Below are 18,332 nucleotides of genomic sequence, written 5' to 3'. Positions count from 1 at the left end.
TCAGGCGGCGTCCGGGCGCCTGCGTTCCCACCAGAGCGCGGCCCCGGTGACCACCGCGCCGGCCCCCTCCCAGAGACCGACGCCGATGAACCGGGCGGGGGCGGCGCCGGTCACCACCAGGAGGGTGAAGACCGTGAACGTCAGCAGGCGGAACGGCACCGTCCACAGGAAGAAGGGCCGGTAGTCGGCGGCGGCGGCCAGGAGGTAGTAGACGCCCATGTTCACCGCGGCCATGGAGGAGGCGGCGAGGTACACCTTCGTGTAGTCGGCGGGGTCGCGCGTCTGCGGCACCTCGAAGCCGAGGAGGGCGAGCATGGTGTCCGGCGACACCAGGCCGACGACGCCGAGTGCCACGGCGAGGAGGCCGAAGACGGCCATCGTCCAGCCGGAGAGGGAACGAGGGAGTCGCATGGCGGATCCTCCGGATACCAGGTCGTCGATCGTGGGGGGGGGTGGCCTCCCAGCGATCTTAGGATCACCGCGTGCGCCGGCCGAAGCCGGTGGTCGGATGAGGGGGATCCGGCCTCGCGGCCGGCACGAGGTGCCCCGGTGGACCGGAGCTGCCCGAAGGTCGAGGGACTCGCGGGTCCGCTCTCAGCGGCGGCGGGTCCGGGGCGGGCTCGGCCGCTCGGGGGGCAGGACCTCGACGGAGGTCTTGCGGATGTGGTCGTAGACCAGCGAGGTGCGTACGTCGGCGATGTTGCGGTGCCGGGAGACGTGGTCGAGGACGAAGTCGCGCAGGTGGCCGGTGTCGCGTACGGCCACCTGGATGATGAAGTCGTCGCCGCCGGACACCACGAAGACCGCGAGGGTCTCGGGGAGAGCGGCGACATGGTCGCGGAAGCCCTCGACCGCCTCCCTGATCTTCGGGTGCAGCCGGACGTTGATGAGCGCCTGGACCGGGCGGCCGATGGCGGCGAGGTTGACCTCGGCGTGGAAGCCCTCGATCACCTCCCTGCTCCGCAGGGAGCGCACCCGCTCCAGGCAGGTCGAGGGCGCGATGCCGAGCCGCTCGGCCAGCTCGCGGTTGGTCTGGCGGCCGTCGCGCTGGAGCTCGGCGAGGATGGCCGTGTCAAGTTCGTCCACGCGTACATCTTCCCAGAGATTTCCGAACTTTATTCGGAATGAGTGAGATCGAGTTGTGATTCCTGCACTTCGGATGCGAACGTCCTCTCAGAAATTCGGAGAGGGGAACACGGATGACCATATCGGCCGACTGGATCGACACCCTGGACCGCCGGACCGACCTGCCCACCCGGCGGCTTCCGGTGAAATGGGCGATCGTGATCGACCATGATCTTCCCCGCGGCCTGCAGGCCAACGCCGCCGCCTGCCTGGCCGCGTCCGTGGGCAACGCGGTGCCCGCGATCCTGGGATCGGCGGGCACCGACGCCTCGGGTCACACCCACGCCGGGCTGCCCTGGACCGGGTGCACGGTGCTGGCCGCGCCCGCCGACGTCGTCCGCCGGATCAGGGACGAGGCGGCAAAGGAGGCGGGGCTGGTCGTCGCCGACATGGCGGCCATCGCGCAGCGGACCAACGTCTACGACGAGTACCTGGCCGGGCTGGCCCGCGCCGGCGGCGAGGACCTCTCGTACTACGCGGTGAGCCTGCTGGGCCCGCGCCAGGCCGTGGAGCGTCTCACGGGCAAGCTCCCGCTGCTGCGCTGAGGCGGCGGGGAGGGGCCGGTCAGGTGACGGGAAGCCTCGGCACGCTGTCGATCAGGCGGCGGGTGTAGGGGTGGCTCGGGGAGCCGAGCACGGCGGCGGTGTCGCCCTGCTCCACGATCCGGCCGCGTTCGAGGACCGCCGTGTGGTCGCAGAGCATCGCGACCACGGCGAGGTCGTGGGAGACCATCACCACGGTCAGCCCGTGGCTCTCGCGCAGCTCGGCCAGCAGGTCGATGACGCGTACGCGCGTGGAGACGTCCAGCGCGCTGACGGGCTCGTCGGCGAGCAGGACCCGGGGCTCGCACACGATGGCGCGCGCGATGGCGACCCGCTGGCGCTGCCCGCCGGAGAACTCGTGCGGGTAGCGGCGCGCGGCGTCGGCCGGCAGCCCGACGGCTTCGAGCGCGGCGGCGACGCGCAGGTCCGCGGCCGAGGCGTTCCACCGCGCCGCCGGCACCAGGCCGAGCGAGCGGAGCGGCTCGGCGACGATCCGGCCCACCCGCTGCCGCGGGTCGAGCGAGGAGTACGGGTCCTGGAACACGGTCTGCACGCTGCGGCGGAACGCGCGCATCCGCCCGCGGTCGCGCGGCGAGAGCGGCGTCCCGTCGAAGAGGATCCGCCCGGCGGTGGGCACGGCCAGGCCGAGCAGCAGGCGCAGCAGCGTCGTCTTGCCGGCCCCCGACTCCCCGACCAGGGCCGTGCTGCGCCCCGGCAGCACCTGGAAGGAGACGTCGGAGAGCACGGGGGCCGCCGCCCCGCGGTAGGCGAAACCCACCTGGCGCGCCTCCAGGACGGGCCGGGCCACCCCGTCCTGAACGGCCCCGGCCGGTCCTGCGGTGGCCGGGACGGGCCCGCCCGCCGCGTCGGGAGCGGGCTCGGTGGAGTCGGCGGGCACGGTGGAGTCGGCGGGCTGGTCCGGGGTGGGCCGGGTCAACGGTTCGTCCAATCCAGTGCGCTGTCGAGGTGCCGGGCGCCCGCCACCAGTGACCGGGTGTACGGGTGGCGCGGCGCGTCCACGATCTCCCTGACGGTTCCCGACTCGACGGCCTCGCCGTCCTTGAGGACGAGGACGCGGTCGGTGATCCCGGAGACGACCGCGAGGTCGTGGCCGATGAACAGCAGGGCCATGCCCCGGGCGGTGACCAGGCCGCCGAGCAGGGCGAGCACCTCCGCCTGCACCGTCACGTCGAGGGCCGTGGTCGGCTCGTCGGCGATGAGCAGCGCGGGCTCGCAGGCCAGGGCCATCGCGATGGCGACGCGCTGGCGCTGGCCGCCGGAGATCTCGTGCGGGTACGCCCGCGCGACCCGGTCGGGTTCGGCGATCCGGACCTCCTGGAGGGCGGCGGCCACGGCGGCGCGCAGGGCGGCGCCGCGCAGTCCCCGCCTGCGCCTGATGGGCTCGGCGAGCTGGCGGCCGACCCTCATGAGCGGGTCGAGTGCCGTCAGAGGCTCCTGGAACACGACCGACACCGCCCGGCCGCGCAGCCCGTTCAGGCGCCGCTCGGGGGCTCCGACGATCTCGGACGGGCCCGTACCCGGCGCGTCCAGCACGACGCTGCCGGACGCGGTCATCCCGGACGGCAGCAGGCCCATGACCGCGAGGGCGGTCAGCGACTTGCCGGACCCGGACTCGCCGATCAGGCCGAGTCGCTCGCCCGGGCCGATCGCGAAGGACAGGCCTTTGACGAGGTCGTGGCCGTCGGCGGAGCGCACGCGCAGTCCCGTGACGTGGAGCAGGCTCATCGCGTCCTCCGCCGGGTCGGGTCGGCCACGTCCCTGAGGCCGTCGGCGATCAGGTTCACGCCGACGACGAGCACGACCAGCAGCACGCCGGGGGCGACGGCGCCGAGTGGCGCTGTGAGCACGGTCGCCTGGGCCTCCTGCAGCATGCGCCCCCAGGAGGCGTTCGGCGGGGGCGGGCCGAGCCCCAGGTAGGACAGGGAGGCCTCGGCCAGCACGGCGAGCCCGAGCTGGAGCGCGAGGTTGACCAGCAGCGTCGGCCAGATGTTCGGCAGGACGTGCTCGGTCACCACCCGCGGCCAGGAGGTTCCCGACGTGCGCGAGGCCGTGACGAAGTCCTGGGCCAGCACGCGCTTGACGAGCACCCGGGTCAGCCTCGCCACGATCGCGGACATGCCCAGCCCGATCGCCAGGATCGCCGAGCCGAGCGACGCCGAGCGGACCGCGACGACGAGCATGGCCAGGAGCAGGGTGGGGAAGGCGATGAGGATGTCGAGCAGCACCGAGAGCGTGTCGTCGAGCCATCGGGTGGCGAACCCGGCCGCGAGACCGGCGAGCAGGCCGAGGACGCCGCCGAGCAGGACCGACCCGGCCCCGACCGTCAGCGCGATCCGCGCGCCGATCATCAGCTGGGTGAGCAGGTCCCGGCCCAGCTTGTCGGTGCCCAGCGGGTGGGCGGCCCCCGGCGGCATGAGCCGGTCTCCCGAGGTGTCGTCCGGGGCGTACGGGAGCCACAGGAGGGAGACGACCGCGACGGCGACGACCAGGCCGGCGAGCACGCATCCGATCACGAGCGTCGTGGACCGCCGAGACCGGGGACGGGCACCCGGTACGGGGGCCTTCGGCGGGGAGGCCGCGGCGTTCATCGCGGGCCTCCGGAGACGGTGCCGCGCAGCCGGGGGTCGATGAGCCGCTGGGCGAGGTCGGCGGCGAAACCGATCAGCAGGACCGCGAAGGTGCTGACGAACAGGATGCCCTGGATCACCGGGTAGTCGTGCTGGGCGATCCCCTTGACCAGCATGCCGCCGAGACCGGGGAGGGCGAACACGCTCTCGACGACGACGGCCCCGAGGAAGGTCGTGGCGAGCTCGATCCCGAGGACGGAGACGACGGGCACGGCCGCGTTGCGCAGGCCGTGCCGCCACATCGCCCCGGTGAAGGAGGAGCCGAGCGCCCGGAAGGTCCGCAGGTGGTCGCTGCCGAGCACGTCCAGGGTGGCGGAGCGGACGTAGCGGACGAGCGAGGCCGACATGACGAGGGCGATCGTGACGACGGGCAGCGCCAGCGAGGTGAGGGCCGCGGCCGGGTCGGCCCAGTCGTCCCTCGGGAAGCCGCCGGCCGGGAACACCCTCAGCCGGAGCGAGAACACCGTGATCAGCAGCATTCCCACCCAGAAGGCCGGGACCGCGATGCCCAGCTGGGACAGCCCGCTGAGCAGGGACCCGTACCAGGTGCCCGCGCGGTGGGCGGCGACGAAGCCGACCGGTACGGCGACGGCGACGGCGAGCAGGAAGGACAGCAGGGTCAGCGGGACGGTGACGACCAGGCGGGAGGCGATCTCCGGGCCGACCGGGAGGGTGCTGACGAACGACTCGCCCAGGTCGAGGGCGGCGAGCCGGCCGAGCCAGGTGGCGAACTGCTCGGGCAGCGGGCGGTCGGAGCCGATCTGGTGGCGGGCGGCCTCGATCTGCTCGGGGGTGGCCCCGACCGACAGCAGCGCGTTGGCCGGATCGCCGGGCAGCAGGCGCAGCAGCAGGAACAGCACGACGCAGGCCAGCAGGAGCGAGACGACGAGGAACGCCGCCCGCCGCAGCAGGTAAGTGATCATGGTGAACCGGGCAGCGGACGAGTGGTCATGAGAGAGGACTCCGTACCGGCGGGCAGGCGCGCCGGAGCCCGGCCGGCCGCGCGGGGCGGCGGGCCGGGCCGGCGGGGTGCGACGCCTGGCCCGCGAGGTGGCGGGCCAGGCAGGCGGAGCGCTGTGCCGGGCCGGGCCGGCAGGGTGCGGTGCCGGGCCAGAGGGGTGCGGTGCCGGGCAGGCGGAGCGCGGTGCCGGACATCAGCCCTTCTTGATGCCGTAGGCGTGGAACTGCGAGTTGAGGCCGTTGACCGGGTAGCCCGACAGCGACGACGAGGCCACCACGATCTGCGGGTAGAGGTAGAGCCAGTCGCTGGCGGCGTCCTCGGCGATCTTCCGGTTGGCCTGCTTGAGCAGCTCGGCCTGCTTCTCGACGGTGTCGGACCGCTCGGCCTCGTCGACCAGCCTGGTCACCTCGGGGTTGTCGTAGCCCCAGTAGAAGTCGGGGTTGCCGTACCAGACGACGTCGCGGTCGTTGACGTGCTCCTGCAGCGTGGCGGCGAAGTCGCGGTTCTTGAACACCTTGGTGTACCACTCGTCGGCGGTGATGACGTTGATCGTCACGTTGACGCCGATCTTGGCCAGCTCGCCCTTGATGAACGTGGCCGCGGTGGGGTGCGGGTCGTAGTTCGGGGTGTCGAGCGTGAAGGCGAACCCGTTCGGGAAACCGGCCTCGGCGAGCTGCTTCCTGGCCAGTTCCACGTCGTAGGGGTCGAGCGAGGTGAGGTCCTCGTACCACGGGTCGGTGGGCGGGACCATCGAGCCGATCGGCGTCCCGTAGCCGCCCCAGATGGAGTCGAGCAGCTTGCGGTCGTCGATGGCGGCGCCGACGGCCTTGCGGACGAGCTTGTTGTCGAACGGCTTGACCCTGTCGTTGAAGGCCAGCAGGAGCTTGGTCGTCGACCGGCCGTCGTTGACCTTGTAGTTCGGGTTGTTCTTGAACTGCTCCAGCGCGTCCGGGCTCTGCTCGCTGGTCACGATGTCGACGGCGTCGGTCAGCAGCGCGTTGTTGAGCGCGGTCGCCGAGGTGAAGTAGTGGAACACCACGCCCTTGTTCGTCGGGGCGGTGCCCCAGTAGCCGTCGAACGGCGTCAGGCTCAGCGTGGAGCCGCGCTTCCACTCGCCCAGCCGGTACGGGCCGGTGCCGTCCTCGGACTTCGCCAGGTCCTTCGCCGCGTCGTTGACGATCCAGACGTAACTGAGGTTGTAGACGAACGAGATCGACCTGTCCTTCAGCTTCACCACGACCGTGCCGTCGTCGGGGGTCTCGATGCTCTTGACGACGGCGAAGGCGCTCTTGCGGGCCGACTGCGACTTCTTCGCGGTGACCTGCTCGATGCTGTGCTTCACGTCGGCGGAGGTGAGGGGATCGCCCGAGTGGAACGTGACGCCGTCGCGCAGGGTGAAGGTGTAGGTGAGGCCGTCGGAGCTGACCTTCTGGCTCTCGGCGAGCAGGTTCTCGACCTTGCCCTCGTCGGTGAGCCGGAACAGTCCCTCGTAGACGTTGCCGTTGAACGCCTCGGTCACGCCCTGACCGCCGCCGCCGGTGTTGTCGAGGTTCTGCGGCTCGTAGAGCGAGCCGACCTCGATCGTCGCGGCCGGGTCGAAGGCGGCCGCCGATCCCCCGGGCGCGGCGCTCCCTCCGGAGGCGGAGCCCGAACCGGAGCCCGAACCGGAGTCCGGGCCGCAGCCGGCGAGGGCCAGCGCGGCCGCGATCACGGCTCCGACGAGGGGCGTCGTCTTCCTTTTCACTGTCTCTCCCGATGACCGTCCGCGCCATCGGGCCGCACAAGCCGCACGAGAGGCGTGGGGACCGTTGCGGGCGTGGTTTCGGACGGTTCACTTCGTCGCGGTCGGCGAGGGCACGCCGGAAGGGGTTGCTGCGGTACGCCACCGGCGACTGGCTGGGAACACGTCGTCAGCGGCTTCTCGGCTAACCCTACAGAAATAGTAGGCTTTATTCAATTTCGGACAAAAATCCGCTTTACGGACACCCCTTACCGGCGAAGCGGCCCGGGAGCCCGGTCGCCGAGCGCTCCGCGGCCTGACGGACCGGTACGTTCCACTCGCCGAAAGGCGACATTGACGATGTCCTTGGACTCGTACCGCACACTCGGCGTCACCGGCCTGCGCGTGAGCCCTCTCTGTCTCGGCACGATGACCTTCGGCAGTGAGGTCCTCGGCACCGACGAGGGCACCTCGCGCGAGCTGATCGCTCGCTACACGGCGGCTGGTGGCAACTTCATCGACACCGCCAACGGCTATTCCCAGGGGCGCTCCGAGGAGGTCATCGGCGCGCATCTCGCTGCGGGCAGGCCACACCCGACCGTCCGGGAATATTCATTCTGAGGACCATCGGCGCTCCGGGCTGAAGGTATGGACCTCAGGCAATTCCAGTGCTCCCGCCGTAAACGGCGATCTTCCTGGTGACAGCATGTGGACATGCGAACGGCCACCGCGATCATCAGCTGTCGTGCCGATGAAAGGCGCCGGTTCACAGGGGCAGGACGCCGCCGGGCTTGAGGGCCTTCATGGCGATCTGCGAGGTGAGCTTGTCGAGGCCGGGCAGGCGGCCGAGCCTCTCCAGGCAGAGCTGGCTGTAGGCGTCCATGTCGGGCACCGCCACCCGCAGCACGTAGTCGGGGCGGCCGAACATGCGCAGGCACTCCACCACGTCGTCGATCTCCATGACGGCGGCCTCGAAGGCGGTGACCGTCTCGGCGTCCTGGCCCTCCAGCTCGACGTAGGCGACGACCTGGAAGCCCCGCCCCACGGCGGTCGGGTCGATCACGGCGCGGTAGCCGGTGATCACTCCGGTCTCCTCCAGGTTGCGGACCCGGCGCAGGCACGGCGAGGGGGTCAGCCGCACCCGCTCGGCCAGCTCCAGGTTGCTCAGCCGCCCCTCCACCTGCAGGAGACCGAGAATTGCGCGATCTGTCACATCCATGACATCGGATGCTAACGAGGGGGGCCAACCTTGGAAAGTTTGACATCGAGTTTTGTTCTACCTGGCATAACCTTGCGGCAACGCAGGAGCGCCGACGACGGGACCAAACATGACGATCTTCGCAGACGCCCGGGAGATCTCCCCCGACGACCGCTATCTGCTCGACGAGGGCCAGGTCTTCATGACCGGAACCCAGGCCCTGGTCAGGGTGATCATCGACCAGATGCGCGCCGACGGGGCGGCGGGTCTCCGTACCGGCACGATGGTGTCCGGTTACCCCGGCTCCCCCCTCGGCGGCTTCGACCAGGAGCTGGCCCGCTCCCGCCGGCACACCGAGCCGCTCGGCGTGGTGCACCGCCCCGGGCAGAACGAGGAACTCGGCGCCACCGCGGTCTGGGGCAGCCAGCTCGTGCCCGCCCTCCCCCGCCCGCGCACCTCCGGCGTGCTGGGCGTCTGGTACGGCAAGGCGCCCGGCGTCGACCGCGCGGCCGACGCGTTCCGGCACGGCAACTTCGTCGGCGCCCACCCCGAGGGCGGCCTGATCGCGCTCTGCGGCGACGACCCGACCTGCAAGTCCTCCACCCTCCCCTCGGCGACCGAGGGCACGCTCGCCACGCTGGGCATGCCGATCGTTCACCCCGGCAGCGTCCAGGAGCTGCTCGACCTGGGACGCCACGCGATCGCGGCGTCCCGGGCCAGCGGCCTGTGGGTCGCGGTGAAGGCCGTCTCCAACGTCGTGGACGGCACAGGCACCGTGGACGTCGGGCATGACCGGGTCGTCCCGGTCATGCCCGTCGTCGAGTACCAGGGCAGGCCCTACCGGCACGTGCCCGACGCCACCCTGCTCACCCCGTGGTCGCTGGAGATGGAACGCACGCTCGTCGGCCCGCGTCTGGACCTGGCCCGCGCCTACGCCCGCGAGAACGGGCTCAACCGCGTCACCGCCGACCCCCGCGACGCCTGGCTGGGCGTCGTCGCCTCCGGAACCGCCTACTACGACGTCCGCGAGGGCTTCCGCAAGCTCGGCGTCACGCCGGAGCAGGCCGGTGTCCGCCTCCTGAAGATCGGCATGCTCTGGCCGCTGGACCCGGAGATCGTCCGGACCTTCGCCCGGGGACTGTCGGAGATCCTCGTCGTGGAGGAGAAGGCCCCGCTGCTGGAGACCTCGGTCAAGGACATCCTGTACGGGACCGCCGACGCCCCCCGCGTGCTGGGCAAGCTCGACGAGAACGGCGCGCAGCTCATCCCCCGGCACGGCGCCGTCGACGCCGACCTGGCCGCCAAGGCCATCGCCTTCCGGCTGCGCCGCCGGGGCCTGACCGACCTGGACGGTTCGAACGGCCTGACCGGCCTCGGCGAGCAGGTGGCGAAGGGGCTCTCCGTCATCTCGCGCCCGGCGCCGCTGACGCTGCTCACCCCCAAGCGCACCCCGTTCTTCTGCTCGGGCTGCCCGCACAACCGTTCCACCGCCGTCCCCGACGGCGCGCCCGTCGGCGCCGGGATCGGCTGCCACACCATGGTGGTGCTCAACCGCGAGGGCAAGGGCACGCTCACCGGCCTGACCCAGATGGGCGGCGAGGGCGCGCAGTGGATCGGCCAGGCGCCGTTCACCGACACCCCGCACATCTTCCAGAACCTCGGCGACGGCACCTTCCACCACAGCGGCTCGCTCGCGGTCAGGGCCGCGGTCGGCGCGGGCGTCAACATCACCTACAAGCTGCTCTACAACAGCGCGGTCGCGATGACCGGCGGCCAGACGATCACTCCGGCGCTGTCGGTGCCCGACCTGACCCGCTGGCTGGAGACCGAGGGGGTGCGCAGGATCGTCGTCACCACCGACGAGCCCGAGCGCTACCGGGGTGTCAGGCTGGCGGGCATCGCCGAGGTGCGCGACAGGACGGCGCTGGAGGACGCCCAGCGCGAGCTGGCCGCGGTCCCCGGCGTGACCGTGCTCATCCACGACCAGCAGTGCGCGGCCGAGAAGCGGCGGCTGCGCAAGAAGGGCGACCTGCCCGACCCCGCCAGGCGGGTGGCGATCAACCAGCGGGTCTGCGAGGGCTGCGGCGACTGCGGGCAGAAGTCCGAGTGCCTGTCCGTGCTGCCGGTGGAGACCGAGTTCGGCCGCAAGACCGAGATCCACCAGTCGTCCTGCAACAAGGACTACTCGTGCGTGGAGGGCGACTGCCCGTCCTTCCTGACCGTCCTGCCCGCGAAGGGGAAGGCGGCCTCGAAGAGGCGTGCCGCGGTTCCCGCGCCGCCGGAGATGCCCCTGCCCGAGGCGCGCACCGGGGAGACCTCGATCAGGCTGGTCGGCATCGGCGGCACCGGCGTGGTGTCGGTCGCGCAGATCCTCGGCACCGCCGCGATGCTCGACGGCAGGCGGTCGCGGGGGCTCGACCAGACCGGCCTGGCCCAGAAGGGCGGCACGGTCGTCTCCGACATCCTCATCTTCGACGGTGACGGCGACCGCTCGGCGCGGGGCGGCGCGGCCAGCGTGGACGCCTACCTGGCGCTGGACCTGATCGGCGCCACCGATCCCGCCCACCTGGCCGCCGCCGACCGTGACCGTACCGTGGCGGTGGTATCCACCAGCCTGGTGCCGACCGGTTCGATGGTGCTCGACCCGGCCACCCACCTGACCGACGTGGCCTCGCCGATCGGCGCGCTGGAGTCGCGGACCCGGCGCGAGCTGAACGTCTACCTCGACGCCGAGGAGATGGCCCAGGCGCTGTTCGGCGACCACATGCCGGCCAACACGATCATCGTCGGGGCCGCCTGGCAGCGCGGGCTCATCCCGCTCGGCCTGGAGTCGATCGAGCGGGCCATCCGCGCGGGCGGCGGCCGGGCCGCCGAGCGGACCGTCGCCGCCTTCCACTGGGGCCGCGCGGTGGTGGCCGCCCCGGAGGCCGTGGCGGCGGCGACCCGCCCCGCCGCCCCGGTCGCGCCGCCGCCCGGCCCGGAGACGGCAGGCCTGGTCGACGCGGTCGCCGAGCCCGGCACCGAGCTGCACCGGATCCTCACGGTCCGGGTGCCCGACCTCGTCGCGTACCAGAACGCGCGCTACGCCGCCCGGTACGCCGACGCGGTCCGCGCGGTCCTCGCCAGGGAGCGGGAGGTCTCCCCCGGGAGCACCGCCGTCACCGAGGCCTACGCGCGGCAGCTGCACCGGCTGATGGCGTACAAGGACGAGTACGAGGTGGCGCGCCTGCACCTCGACCCGGCCGAGCGGGCGCGGATCGCCGCCGAGTTCGGCCCCGGCGCGCGGGTCTCCTACAACCTGCACCCGCCGTTCCTGCGCGCCCTGGGCATGAGGCGCAAGCTCCGCCTCGGCGCCTGGTTCGACCCGGCCTTCCGCCTGCTGTACGGCATGCGCGCGCTGCGCGGCACCCGCCTGGACCCGTTCGGCCTGGGCGGGGTGCGCGGGACCGAGCGGGAGCTCGCCGCCGAGTACACCCGCGACGTGCACAGCGCGCTGGACCACCTGCGCCCGGAGACCGGGGAGCGGGTCCGCGAGCTGGCCGAGCTGCCCGAGGTGATCCGCGGCTACGAGCACGTGAAGCTGCGCAACGTGGACGCCTACCGCGCCTCCGCCAGGGCCGTCCTCGACGAGCTGACCGGCGAGTAGGGTCCGCGCCGCCGGCGGCGTCAGGGGCGGCTGCGTCAGGGGCGGTGGCGGCGGGGTCAGCCGGCGCGATCGTGGTCGGCCAGGACCTCGTCGATGACGCGGCGGTGCTCCGCGGCTCGCCTCTCGTCCCCGTCGAGGTCCCTGACCAGGCTGATCAGGGCCTTCCACAGCGCCCAGCCACGAGCCCGCGCCCACGTGGCGGGCTCCTGGCCGACGGCGCCGCGGAAGGCCTCCCGGCTCTCGCCGGAGAACATCGTCCACGCGATCACCAGGTCGCAGGCGGGATCACCGACGCCCGACGTCCCGAAGTCGATGACGGCGGCCAGCTTCCCGTCCCTGACCAGCAGGTTGCCGCTCGCGATGTCGCCGTGGAACCACACCGGCGGCCCGGACCAGGTCTCCTCGAGGGCGGCGTCCCACACGGCCGACGCCCGGACGGTGTCGACGTGGCCGTCCAGCGCGGCGAGGGAGCGGCGCGTCTCGTCGTCGTAGTGAGCCGGTGACGCGCCTCGGTGGAAGCTGTGCGCGCCCGCCGGCGGCCCGCCGGTCGCGTCGGCACGCTGCAGGGCGAGAAGGAAACCGGCGACCGAGACCGCGAACCCGGGCAGATCGCCGATGCGGTCGAGGCTCGCGGTCTCGCCGTCCAGCCAGCCGCGGATCGACCAGCTGAACGGGTATCCCTCGCCCGGGGCCCCCTTCGCCAGCGGCACGGGAATGTCGACCGGCAACGACGGGGCGAGGATCGGCAGCCATCGATCCTCCTTGTCGACCGCCGGGACGTAACCGGCGGCGGTGGGAAGGCGCGCCGTCATCTCGTCACCGAGACGGTAGGTGCGGTTGTCCCACCCGTCGACCTCGACCGGGGTCACGGGAAGGGCGCTCCACTGCGGGAACTGGGCCGCGACCAGTCGCCTCACCAGCGCCGCGTCGATGCCGGCGCGCCCGTCACCGTGCAGGCTCTCTACCACCCGGAGAGTGTGTCGGCCCTTCCCTGCGCCGCGCAAACGGTTTTCGGCGCCCCTCGGACCCGGACGCCGTCACGTGGCGGCCGGGCGGGAGGGGTCGGCGCGCCCGCGCGAGGGCTACGGGAGGCGGACGGGTTCCCCGGGTTCCCCCGCACGGCCGGGTCCTTCCGCACGGCCGGGTTCTCCCGCCTCCCCTGCGCGAAGGAGGAGTTCCGGCTCACCGACGGGGTTCTCGTGGGTGCCCGCCGACGTGCAGGCATGGGCTCCGGCGACGGCGCCGAGGGGAATGGAGTCGTCGAGGGAACGCCCGGAGAGCAGCCCGTACAGGACCCCAGAGACGAACGCGTCGCCCGCGCCGTTGCTGTCGACCACCGGTCCCGGCAGGGGAGCGGCGGGGAAGCCACGGAAGCCGTCCGCGTCCAGGACGCGGCAGCCCTCGGCGCCCTCCGTGCAGACCACGGCCCTCGCCCGGCCACGTTCCAGGATGTCGCGCATGACCTCGTCGCGGCGCGGGCCGAGTGCGGTGGCCGACAGGAAGACCAGGTCGGAGGAGTAGGCGAAGTCCCGGTGGTGGTCGTTCTCGCCGTCCCAGTCGTGCAGGTCGGTGGAGACGGAACCGGTACGCAGGTCGGGGTAGACGTGCCGGGAGAAGTCGGTGATCGACACGTGGACGTGCCGGGCCGCGCGGACCGCGTCCAGATAGAGCTCCCTGGGCAGCCGCTCGCCCGGCGCCGCGCGCGGGTCGAACAGCGAGGTGCGCCGCCCGTCCGGGCCGACGAGCAGGATGCTGCGCCGGGTCCCCTGCGGCGCGAGCGCCCAGCCGGTGTCCATCCCCCTCTCCGCGAAGTGGGCCCGGACGAACCGGCCCTGCGGGTCGTCGCCGATCAGGTCGACCAGCTTGACCCTCAGCCCGAGCGCGTGGCAGCCGAGGGCGACGCCGCTGCCGGTGTTGCCGATCCGGTCGACCACCGGCGGCACCGCGTAGGTGTCGGCGTACGGCAGGGGCAGCGCGGGCACGTAGGCCGTGGTGTCGACTCCGGTGCCGCCGATGACGACGACGTCGTGACCGATGTCCATCGGGCCATGCTCCCACCGGCTCCCACCGGCTCCCACCGGCTCCCACCGGCTCCCACCGGCTCCCACCGGCTCCCACCCGGCCGGGCGCGTGTCCCTAGCGGCTGACCAGGGGGCCGGAGCCGGTCGAGCGGCGGACGACGAGCTCGGGCTGGAACATCAGCTCGACGTGTTTGGCGCGGACCCCGTTGATCTCCTCCAGGAGGGTCGCCACCGCCGCCGAGGCCATCGCGCCGATGGGCTTGCGCACGGTGGTCAGCGGCGGGTCGGTGAACGCGATCAGCGGCGAGTCGTCGAACCCCACCACCGACACCTCCCCCGGCACCGAGAGCCCGCGGTCGCGGCAGGCCCGGATCGCGCCCAGCGCCATCAGGTCGGACGCGCACACGATGCCCGTGCAGCCGCGCGCCAGCAGCTGCGCCGCCGCGGCCTGGCCGCCCTCCACCGAGAACAGCGAGTGCGAGATCAGCTCGTCGGCGTCCGTGACGCCGAGCAGCTGGGACATGGCCTGCCGGTAGCCCTCGATCTTCCTGATCACCGGCACGAACCGGCGCGGCCCCACCGCCAGGCCGATGCGCTCGTGCCCGAGGTCGGCCAGGTGCTGCACGGCCAGCCGGGCCGCGGCCCGGTCGTCCGGGGAGACGAAGGGCGCCTCGACGCGCTCGCTGTAGCCGTCGAGCAGGACGATCGGCAGCCCGCGCTCGATCAGGCGCGTGTAACGGTCCATCTTGGCCGTGGTGTCGGCGTGCAGCCCGGAGACGAAGACGATGCCGCTCACCCCGCGGTCCATCAGGAGTTCGGTGAACTCGTCCTCCGGGGCGCCCCCGGGCAGCTGGGTGCAGAGCACCGGCGTGTAGCCGTGCTGGGTGAGTGCCTTCTCGATGGCCTGGGCGAAGGCCGGGAAGATCGGGTTGTCCAGCTCCGGGGTGACCAGGCCGACCAGCCCGTTGCTGCGCTGGCGCAACCGCTGCGGGCGCTCGTAGCCCATCAGGTCCAGCGCCGTCAGCACCGCCTGCCGGGTCGACTGCGACACGCTGGGCTTGCCGTTGAGCACCCGGCTGACCGTGGCCTCGCTCACCCCGGCCTGCGCGGCGATGTCGGCCAGCCGGATCGTCGTCCCGTCGGAGCGGAAGCGTGAGGTCTGCGCGAGCTCACCGTCCATCAAGCAGTCACCCCACCGTGCGGCCGAACCGGACGCGAACCGCTCGGCATCCGGCGCCCCCTATGAAATTCGTTTCTGCAACTTTTCGCAAATTGTAACATTTCAACCTTCGTGCTGGGGCTCGGGTAAAGGTTCGCTGTCACGACTGACCGTCACGCCCGGGAACGGAGAAGTAACCATTAGATGAGCGATTTCTAACGACATCTATGGACACACGGGCAAGTGTCGCGATGTACTACCTCATCAATCACACGGCTGGGATCCGGGCGGGGGCGTCCGGGAGGAACGAGCGCGCATGAGTACCGTCGTCCTCGACAACGTGAGCAAGGTATACCCGGGTGGATACCTCGCGGTCGACCGCATGAGTCTGCGCGCGGAAAACGGGGAATTTCTCGTTCTGTTAGGCCCTTCCGGCTGCGGCAAATCCACCCTGCTCCGGATGATCGCGGGTCTGGAGGAGGTCACCGAAGGGGACCTGTGGCTGGGCGGCACGCTCGCCAACGAGCTCGCTCCCCGCGACCGCGACGTGGCCATGGTGTTCCAGAACGGGGCGCTCTACCCGCACCGGACGGTACGCGGCAACATCGCCTTCCCCCTGGAGATCGCGAAGGCCGACCCCGCGATGGTCAGGGAGCGCGTGACGGAGCTTTCCAAGGCGTTGCACATCGACGAGACCCTGGAACGGCGCCCTGGAACGCTCTCCGGCGGCCAGCGCCAGCGCGTGGCGATGGGCCGCGCGATCGTCCGCCAGCCCTCGCTCTTCCTGATGGACGAGCCGCTCTCCAATCTGGACGCGGGCATGCGCACCGAGCTGCGGATGGAGATCTCGTCGCTGGTCCGCTCCCTCGGGGTGACCACGATCTACGTGACGCACGACCAGGTCGAGGCCCTCACGCTGGCCGACCGGATCGCCATCATGAACCGCGGCGTCCTGCAGGACGTCGGCACTCCCGGCCAGGTCTACAACGACCCCGCGACCGCCTTCACCGCGGCCTTCCTCAGCTCCCAGCAGATCAACCTGCTCGCGGCCACCGTGCGCACCCCGCAGAACCAGTTCATCCTGCTGGACTTCGGCCCGCACCAGATCATGATCCCCTGGACCGATCCCAGGGCGTACGTCATCTCCCAGCACGTGGGCCACCAGATCATCGTCGGTCTGCGCCCGGACTGCCTGGCCCCGGTCCCCGACAGCTTCGAGGGGCCGACCTTCCTCGGCCGCGTCCGCGCCCTGGAGTACCACGGCCACGAGTGGCTCGCCTACGTCGAGAGCGGGCTGACCTCCGTGGCCGTGCCCGAGCCTCCCGACCCCCGGCACAAGGCCAACGGCCTGGGCGTCCCCCTCGTCGGAGGGCGGATCCGCTCGGTCCTGCGGCGGCTGATGCCCGGCGGCGTGTTCGACGAGGACGCCGAGCCGCAGCAGCAGCAGGAGCACGTCAGCGGCCACCACCGCCGGGCCGACCTCATCGTCCGCCTGGGCTCCCGCCCGGTATGGCGGTCCGGAGAGCCCGCCAGGGTCGGTGTCGACGTCACCCGCCTGATGCTCTTCACCATGGACGGCGCCCGCATCGACCCGCCGCAGCGCTGACGCGGCGCCGCCTCGCAGCCGCCGCGACGGCGGCGGTGCGGCGGCGGCGGCCGTACGGGCCGGGTGCCCGCCCCGGGAGGCGGGGCGGTCAGACCGGCCTGATCGTCTCTCCGATCCGGTCGAACAGCTCCTGCTTGCCCCCGGTGTCGGTGCTGAGCGTGACGATGCAGGTCCTGTCCTCGACCGGCACGTAGTACTGGGTGCCCCGGACGTTGACGCCGTTGGTCTCGAACGAGTAGACGAGCCGCGCCACCTCCCTGGAGCCGATCCGCACCTTTCCCGTCTCGATGACCTTGGCGTTGAGCTGCTCCAGCTGGGATCTGGTCTCCCTGAGCAGCTGTTCCGTCGAGATCTGCCGGCCGGCCTGGCAGAAGGCGTTGAGGTTGGTGGGGAAGCCGTTCTTGGAGGTCTTCGCCGAGTCGGTGTCCGACGCCCAGATGCCGTTGTTGTCGACCAGGGTCTGCAGGCTCTTCTTCGCCTGTTCCAGCGTGGGACCCGACAGGCCGCTGCTCTTCAGCCCCTTGTCGAGATCGTCCTTGGTCAGGTCGAGTGCCACCCATTCCTCCGGGACGGAGACGGTGACACCGTTGGCGGGTCCCCCGATCCGCTTGAACCCCTCCGGCACGGGGGCGGCGCTCCCCGGGGAACCGGTACCGGGGGTGGCGCCGGGAGTGGTGCTCTGCCGGGGACCGGGACTTCGCTCGATGCCGGGGTCTCGCACCGGGACCGCGGCGGTGTCCGTGACGGCCGGGCTCCCCCCGCAGGCCGTACCGGCCCCCAGACACAGCCCCAGCAGGATCATCGTCACGTGGTGGCGCTCAGGCATCAGGCTGCCCTCCTCGCGGACCCGCGAGGGCCCGGTACCGATACGACCAGCGGCGTCCATCGGGGGGAGATCTGATGCGGGTGTGCGCGACGGCCACCGTCCCGCCGGGCGGACCCGGCCGCCCGCGGTGGGCGGGACCGGGCACGACGAACAAAAGGCGCGGTCACGGAAGGTGGCGCCGAGCCACTCCCCGCCTTCCTACCCAATAACCGACATATCGGAAACGCGGGGACTTAGGAGGATCGGCTCATGATGGAGACGATCTCCAGGACGCGGGTGGCACGGTCCAGCTCCGCGCGGTGGAAGGGCGGGCCGTCGCTCCTGGCCAGGACCAGGTGCCGGCTCGTGTCCGGCACCGGGAGGCTCATCAGCCGATGCCGCCCGGAATCGAGGACGGCGGGGCGCAGCGTGGCGAGGTCGGCCGCCTTGACGCCGACGAGGCCGCCCGTCTCGTCGAGGGCCACCGGAGCCTGCCAGCTGCGGTGGAGGAGATCTCCGCTCTCCGGCGACAGGATCACCGCCCACTCGGCGCTCACCAGGTCGGGCATGGCGTCCACGAGAGTGGCGAAGGCCCTGCCGGGATCGGCGGCGACGTGCTTCAGCAGGTCGTAGTCGGGCGCGGTGCCTGGCACCTCACGGGTGGGCCAGACCCCCTCGACGCGCATCCCGGGGACGCCGGAGAGGCGGTCCCTGACCGTCTCCGCGTCCACGGTGCCGGGCCAGGAGACGGTGAAGTCGTCCACCGCCCGGCCGAGCTCGCGTTCCAGGACCGTCACCTGGAGGATGTCCGCACCCAGCGTGCCGAGCACCCGGGCCGCCTGGCCCAGTGCGCCCGGCCTGTCGGGGAAGGAAACACGTAGCCGCAACATCATGCCGATCA

The 18,332-nt window shown here is 71.9% G+C and carries 17 protein-coding genes; 4 read left to right on the top strand and 13 right to left on the bottom strand.

What is annotated here, in order from left to right; all coding sequences use genetic code 11:
• Complete coding sequence (locus AB0G15_RS28730; RefSeq protein ID WP_362845724.1) at positions 1 to 411, bottom strand: hypothetical protein; 411 nt, start codon at positions 409 to 411, stop codon at positions 1 to 3.
• Between the two features lie 183 nt (positions 412 to 594).
• Complete coding sequence (locus AB0G15_RS28725) at positions 595 to 1,086, bottom strand: Lrp/AsnC family transcriptional regulator (protein WP_362682891.1); 492 nt, start codon at positions 1,084 to 1,086, stop codon at positions 595 to 597.
• A 113-nt stretch (positions 1,087 to 1,199) separates the two neighbouring features.
• On the opposite strand from AB0G15_RS28725, the gene AB0G15_RS28720 reads away from it, so the two are divergent.
• Entirely contained in the window at positions 1,200 to 1,670 is a 471-nt protein-coding gene (locus AB0G15_RS28720) for a DUF2000 domain-containing protein (protein WP_362845722.1), read from the top strand.
• Positions 1,671 to 1,689: 19 nt separating this feature from the next.
• On the opposite strand, the gene AB0G15_RS28715 is transcribed toward AB0G15_RS28720, so the two are convergent.
• The 5 genes from AB0G15_RS28715 to AB0G15_RS28695 form a co-directional block, all read right to left on the bottom strand.
• Positions 1,690 to 2,616 (bottom strand): ABC transporter ATP-binding protein, encoded by a 927-nt coding sequence (locus AB0G15_RS28715; RefSeq protein WP_362845720.1) that lies wholly within the window; start codon positions 2,614 to 2,616, stop codon positions 1,690 to 1,692.
• Positions 2,601 to 3,413, bottom strand: coding sequence for an ABC transporter ATP-binding protein (locus AB0G15_RS28710; RefSeq protein WP_362845718.1), 813 nt, complete (start codon positions 3,411 to 3,413; stop codon positions 2,601 to 2,603). The genes AB0G15_RS28715 and AB0G15_RS28710 overlap by 16 nt, the downstream gene beginning before the upstream one ends.
• Complete coding sequence (locus AB0G15_RS28705; RefSeq protein ID WP_362682903.1) at positions 3,410 to 4,276, bottom strand: ABC transporter permease; 867 nt, start codon at positions 4,274 to 4,276, stop codon at positions 3,410 to 3,412. Before AB0G15_RS28705 ends, AB0G15_RS28710 begins: the two co-directional genes overlap by 4 nt.
• A complete protein-coding gene (locus AB0G15_RS28700; protein WP_362845716.1) occupies positions 4,273 to 5,238 on the bottom strand; it encodes an ABC transporter permease in 966 nt (321 codons plus the stop codon). The genes AB0G15_RS28705 and AB0G15_RS28700 overlap by 4 nt, the downstream gene beginning before the upstream one ends.
• A gap of 231 nt (positions 5,239 to 5,469) precedes the next feature.
• Positions 5,470 to 7,020 carry an ABC transporter substrate-binding protein gene (locus tag AB0G15_RS28695; protein ID WP_362845714.1) on the bottom strand — a complete coding sequence of 517 codons (1,551 nt, stop codon included), beginning with the start codon at positions 7,018 to 7,020 and terminating at the stop codon, positions 5,470 to 5,472.
• A 336-nt stretch (positions 7,021 to 7,356) separates the two neighbouring features.
• On the opposite strand from AB0G15_RS28695, the gene AB0G15_RS28690 reads away from it, so the two are divergent.
• Positions 7,357 to 7,617, top strand: a complete 261-nt coding sequence (locus tag AB0G15_RS28690) for an aldo/keto reductase (protein WP_362845712.1) — start codon at positions 7,357 to 7,359, stop codon at positions 7,615 to 7,617.
• Between the two features lie 145 nt (positions 7,618 to 7,762).
• On the opposite strand, the gene AB0G15_RS28685 is transcribed toward AB0G15_RS28690, so the two are convergent.
• Complete coding sequence (locus AB0G15_RS28685; protein ID WP_362845710.1) at positions 7,763 to 8,215, bottom strand: Lrp/AsnC family transcriptional regulator; 453 nt, start codon at positions 8,213 to 8,215, stop codon at positions 7,763 to 7,765.
• Between the two features lie 109 nt (positions 8,216 to 8,324).
• Here AB0G15_RS28685 and AB0G15_RS28680 point away from each other — a divergent pair, with 109 nt between their 5' ends.
• Positions 8,325 to 11,840 carry an indolepyruvate ferredoxin oxidoreductase family protein gene (locus AB0G15_RS28680; RefSeq protein WP_362845708.1) on the top strand — a complete coding sequence of 1,172 codons (3,516 nt, stop codon included), beginning with the start codon at positions 8,325 to 8,327 and terminating at the stop codon, positions 11,838 to 11,840.
• Positions 11,841 to 11,896: 56 nt separating this feature from the next.
• Here the strand turns inward: AB0G15_RS28680 and AB0G15_RS28675 are convergent, their stop codons facing one another.
• The 3 genes from AB0G15_RS28675 to AB0G15_RS28665 form a co-directional block, all read right to left on the bottom strand.
• On the bottom strand, positions 11,897 to 12,808 hold the full coding sequence (locus tag AB0G15_RS28675) for an aminoglycoside phosphotransferase family protein (protein WP_362845706.1): 912 nt from the start codon (positions 12,806 to 12,808) through the stop codon (positions 11,897 to 11,899).
• A gap of 114 nt (positions 12,809 to 12,922) precedes the next feature.
• The gene (locus AB0G15_RS28670; RefSeq protein ID WP_362845704.1) at positions 12,923 to 13,882 is read right to left on the bottom strand and encodes a carbohydrate kinase family protein; all 960 of its coding nucleotides are present in this window, start codon (positions 13,880 to 13,882) and stop codon (positions 12,923 to 12,925) included.
• A 94-nt stretch (positions 13,883 to 13,976) separates the two neighbouring features.
• On the bottom strand, positions 13,977 to 15,041 hold the full coding sequence (locus tag AB0G15_RS28665) for a LacI family DNA-binding transcriptional regulator (protein ID WP_362845702.1): 1,065 nt from the start codon (positions 15,039 to 15,041) through the stop codon (positions 13,977 to 13,979).
• 295 nt (positions 15,042 to 15,336) lie between these two features.
• On the opposite strand from AB0G15_RS28665, the gene AB0G15_RS28660 reads away from it, so the two are divergent.
• Positions 15,337 to 16,626, top strand: a complete 1,290-nt coding sequence (locus tag AB0G15_RS28660) for an ATP-binding cassette domain-containing protein (RefSeq protein ID WP_362845700.1) — start codon at positions 15,337 to 15,339, stop codon at positions 16,624 to 16,626.
• A gap of 88 nt (positions 16,627 to 16,714) precedes the next feature.
• On the opposite strand, the gene AB0G15_RS28655 is transcribed toward AB0G15_RS28660, so the two are convergent.
• A complete protein-coding gene (locus AB0G15_RS28655) occupies positions 16,715 to 17,452 on the bottom strand; it encodes a hypothetical protein (RefSeq protein ID WP_362845698.1) in 738 nt (245 codons plus the stop codon).
• Between the two features lie 233 nt (positions 17,453 to 17,685).
• On the bottom strand, positions 17,686 to 18,324 hold the full coding sequence (locus AB0G15_RS28650) for an amino acid-binding protein (protein ID WP_362845696.1): 639 nt from the start codon (positions 18,322 to 18,324) through the stop codon (positions 17,686 to 17,688).
• Between the last annotated feature and the right edge of the window lie 8 nt (positions 18,325 to 18,332).

The sequence above is a fragment of the Streptosporangium sp. NPDC023825 genome (genome assembly GCF_040639575.1).
Classification (GTDB): Bacteria; Actinomycetota; Actinomycetes; order Streptosporangiales; family Streptosporangiaceae; genus Streptosporangium.
Note: the sequence above shows the minus strand (reverse complement) of the source record. Positions and strands in the feature narration are given on the sequence as shown.

Excerpts from the sequence above, each read along its gene's own strand:
- AB0G15_RS28650 (WP_362845696.1), bottom strand. The coding sequence starts at position 18,324 with ATGATGTTGCGGCTACGTGTTTCCTTCCCCGACAGGCCGGGCGCACTG.
- AB0G15_RS28670 (WP_362845704.1), bottom strand. The coding sequence starts at position 13,882 with ATGGACATCGGTCACGACGTCGTCGTCATCGGCGGCACCGGAGTCGAC.
- AB0G15_RS28700 (WP_362845716.1), bottom strand. The coding sequence starts at position 5,238 with ATGATCACTTACCTGCTGCGGCGGGCGGCGTTCCTCGTCGTCTCGCTC.
- AB0G15_RS28655 (WP_362845698.1), bottom strand. The coding sequence starts at position 17,452 with ATGCCTGAGCGCCACCACGTGACGATGATCCTGCTGGGGCTGTGTCTG.
- AB0G15_RS28690 (WP_362845712.1), top strand. The coding sequence starts at position 7,357 with ATGTCCTTGGACTCGTACCGCACACTCGGCGTCACCGGCCTGCGCGTG.
- AB0G15_RS28705 (WP_362682903.1), bottom strand. The coding sequence starts at position 4,276 with ATGAACGCCGCGGCCTCCCCGCCGAAGGCCCCCGTACCGGGTGCCCGT.
- AB0G15_RS28720 (WP_362845722.1), top strand. The coding sequence starts at position 1,200 with ATGACCATATCGGCCGACTGGATCGACACCCTGGACCGCCGGACCGAC.
- AB0G15_RS28665 (WP_362845702.1), bottom strand. The coding sequence starts at position 15,041 with ATGGACGGTGAGCTCGCGCAGACCTCACGCTTCCGCTCCGACGGGACG.
- AB0G15_RS28730 (WP_362845724.1), bottom strand. The coding sequence starts at position 411 with ATGCGACTCCCTCGTTCCCTCTCCGGCTGGACGATGGCCGTCTTCGGC.
- AB0G15_RS28685 (WP_362845710.1), bottom strand. The coding sequence starts at position 8,215 with ATGGATGTGACAGATCGCGCAATTCTCGGTCTCCTGCAGGTGGAGGGG.
- AB0G15_RS28660 (WP_362845700.1), top strand. The coding sequence starts at position 15,337 with ATGAGTACCGTCGTCCTCGACAACGTGAGCAAGGTATACCCGGGTGGA.
- AB0G15_RS28710 (WP_362845718.1), bottom strand. The coding sequence starts at position 3,413 with ATGAGCCTGCTCCACGTCACGGGACTGCGCGTGCGCTCCGCCGACGGC.
- AB0G15_RS28680 (WP_362845708.1), top strand. The coding sequence starts at position 8,325 with ATGACGATCTTCGCAGACGCCCGGGAGATCTCCCCCGACGACCGCTAT.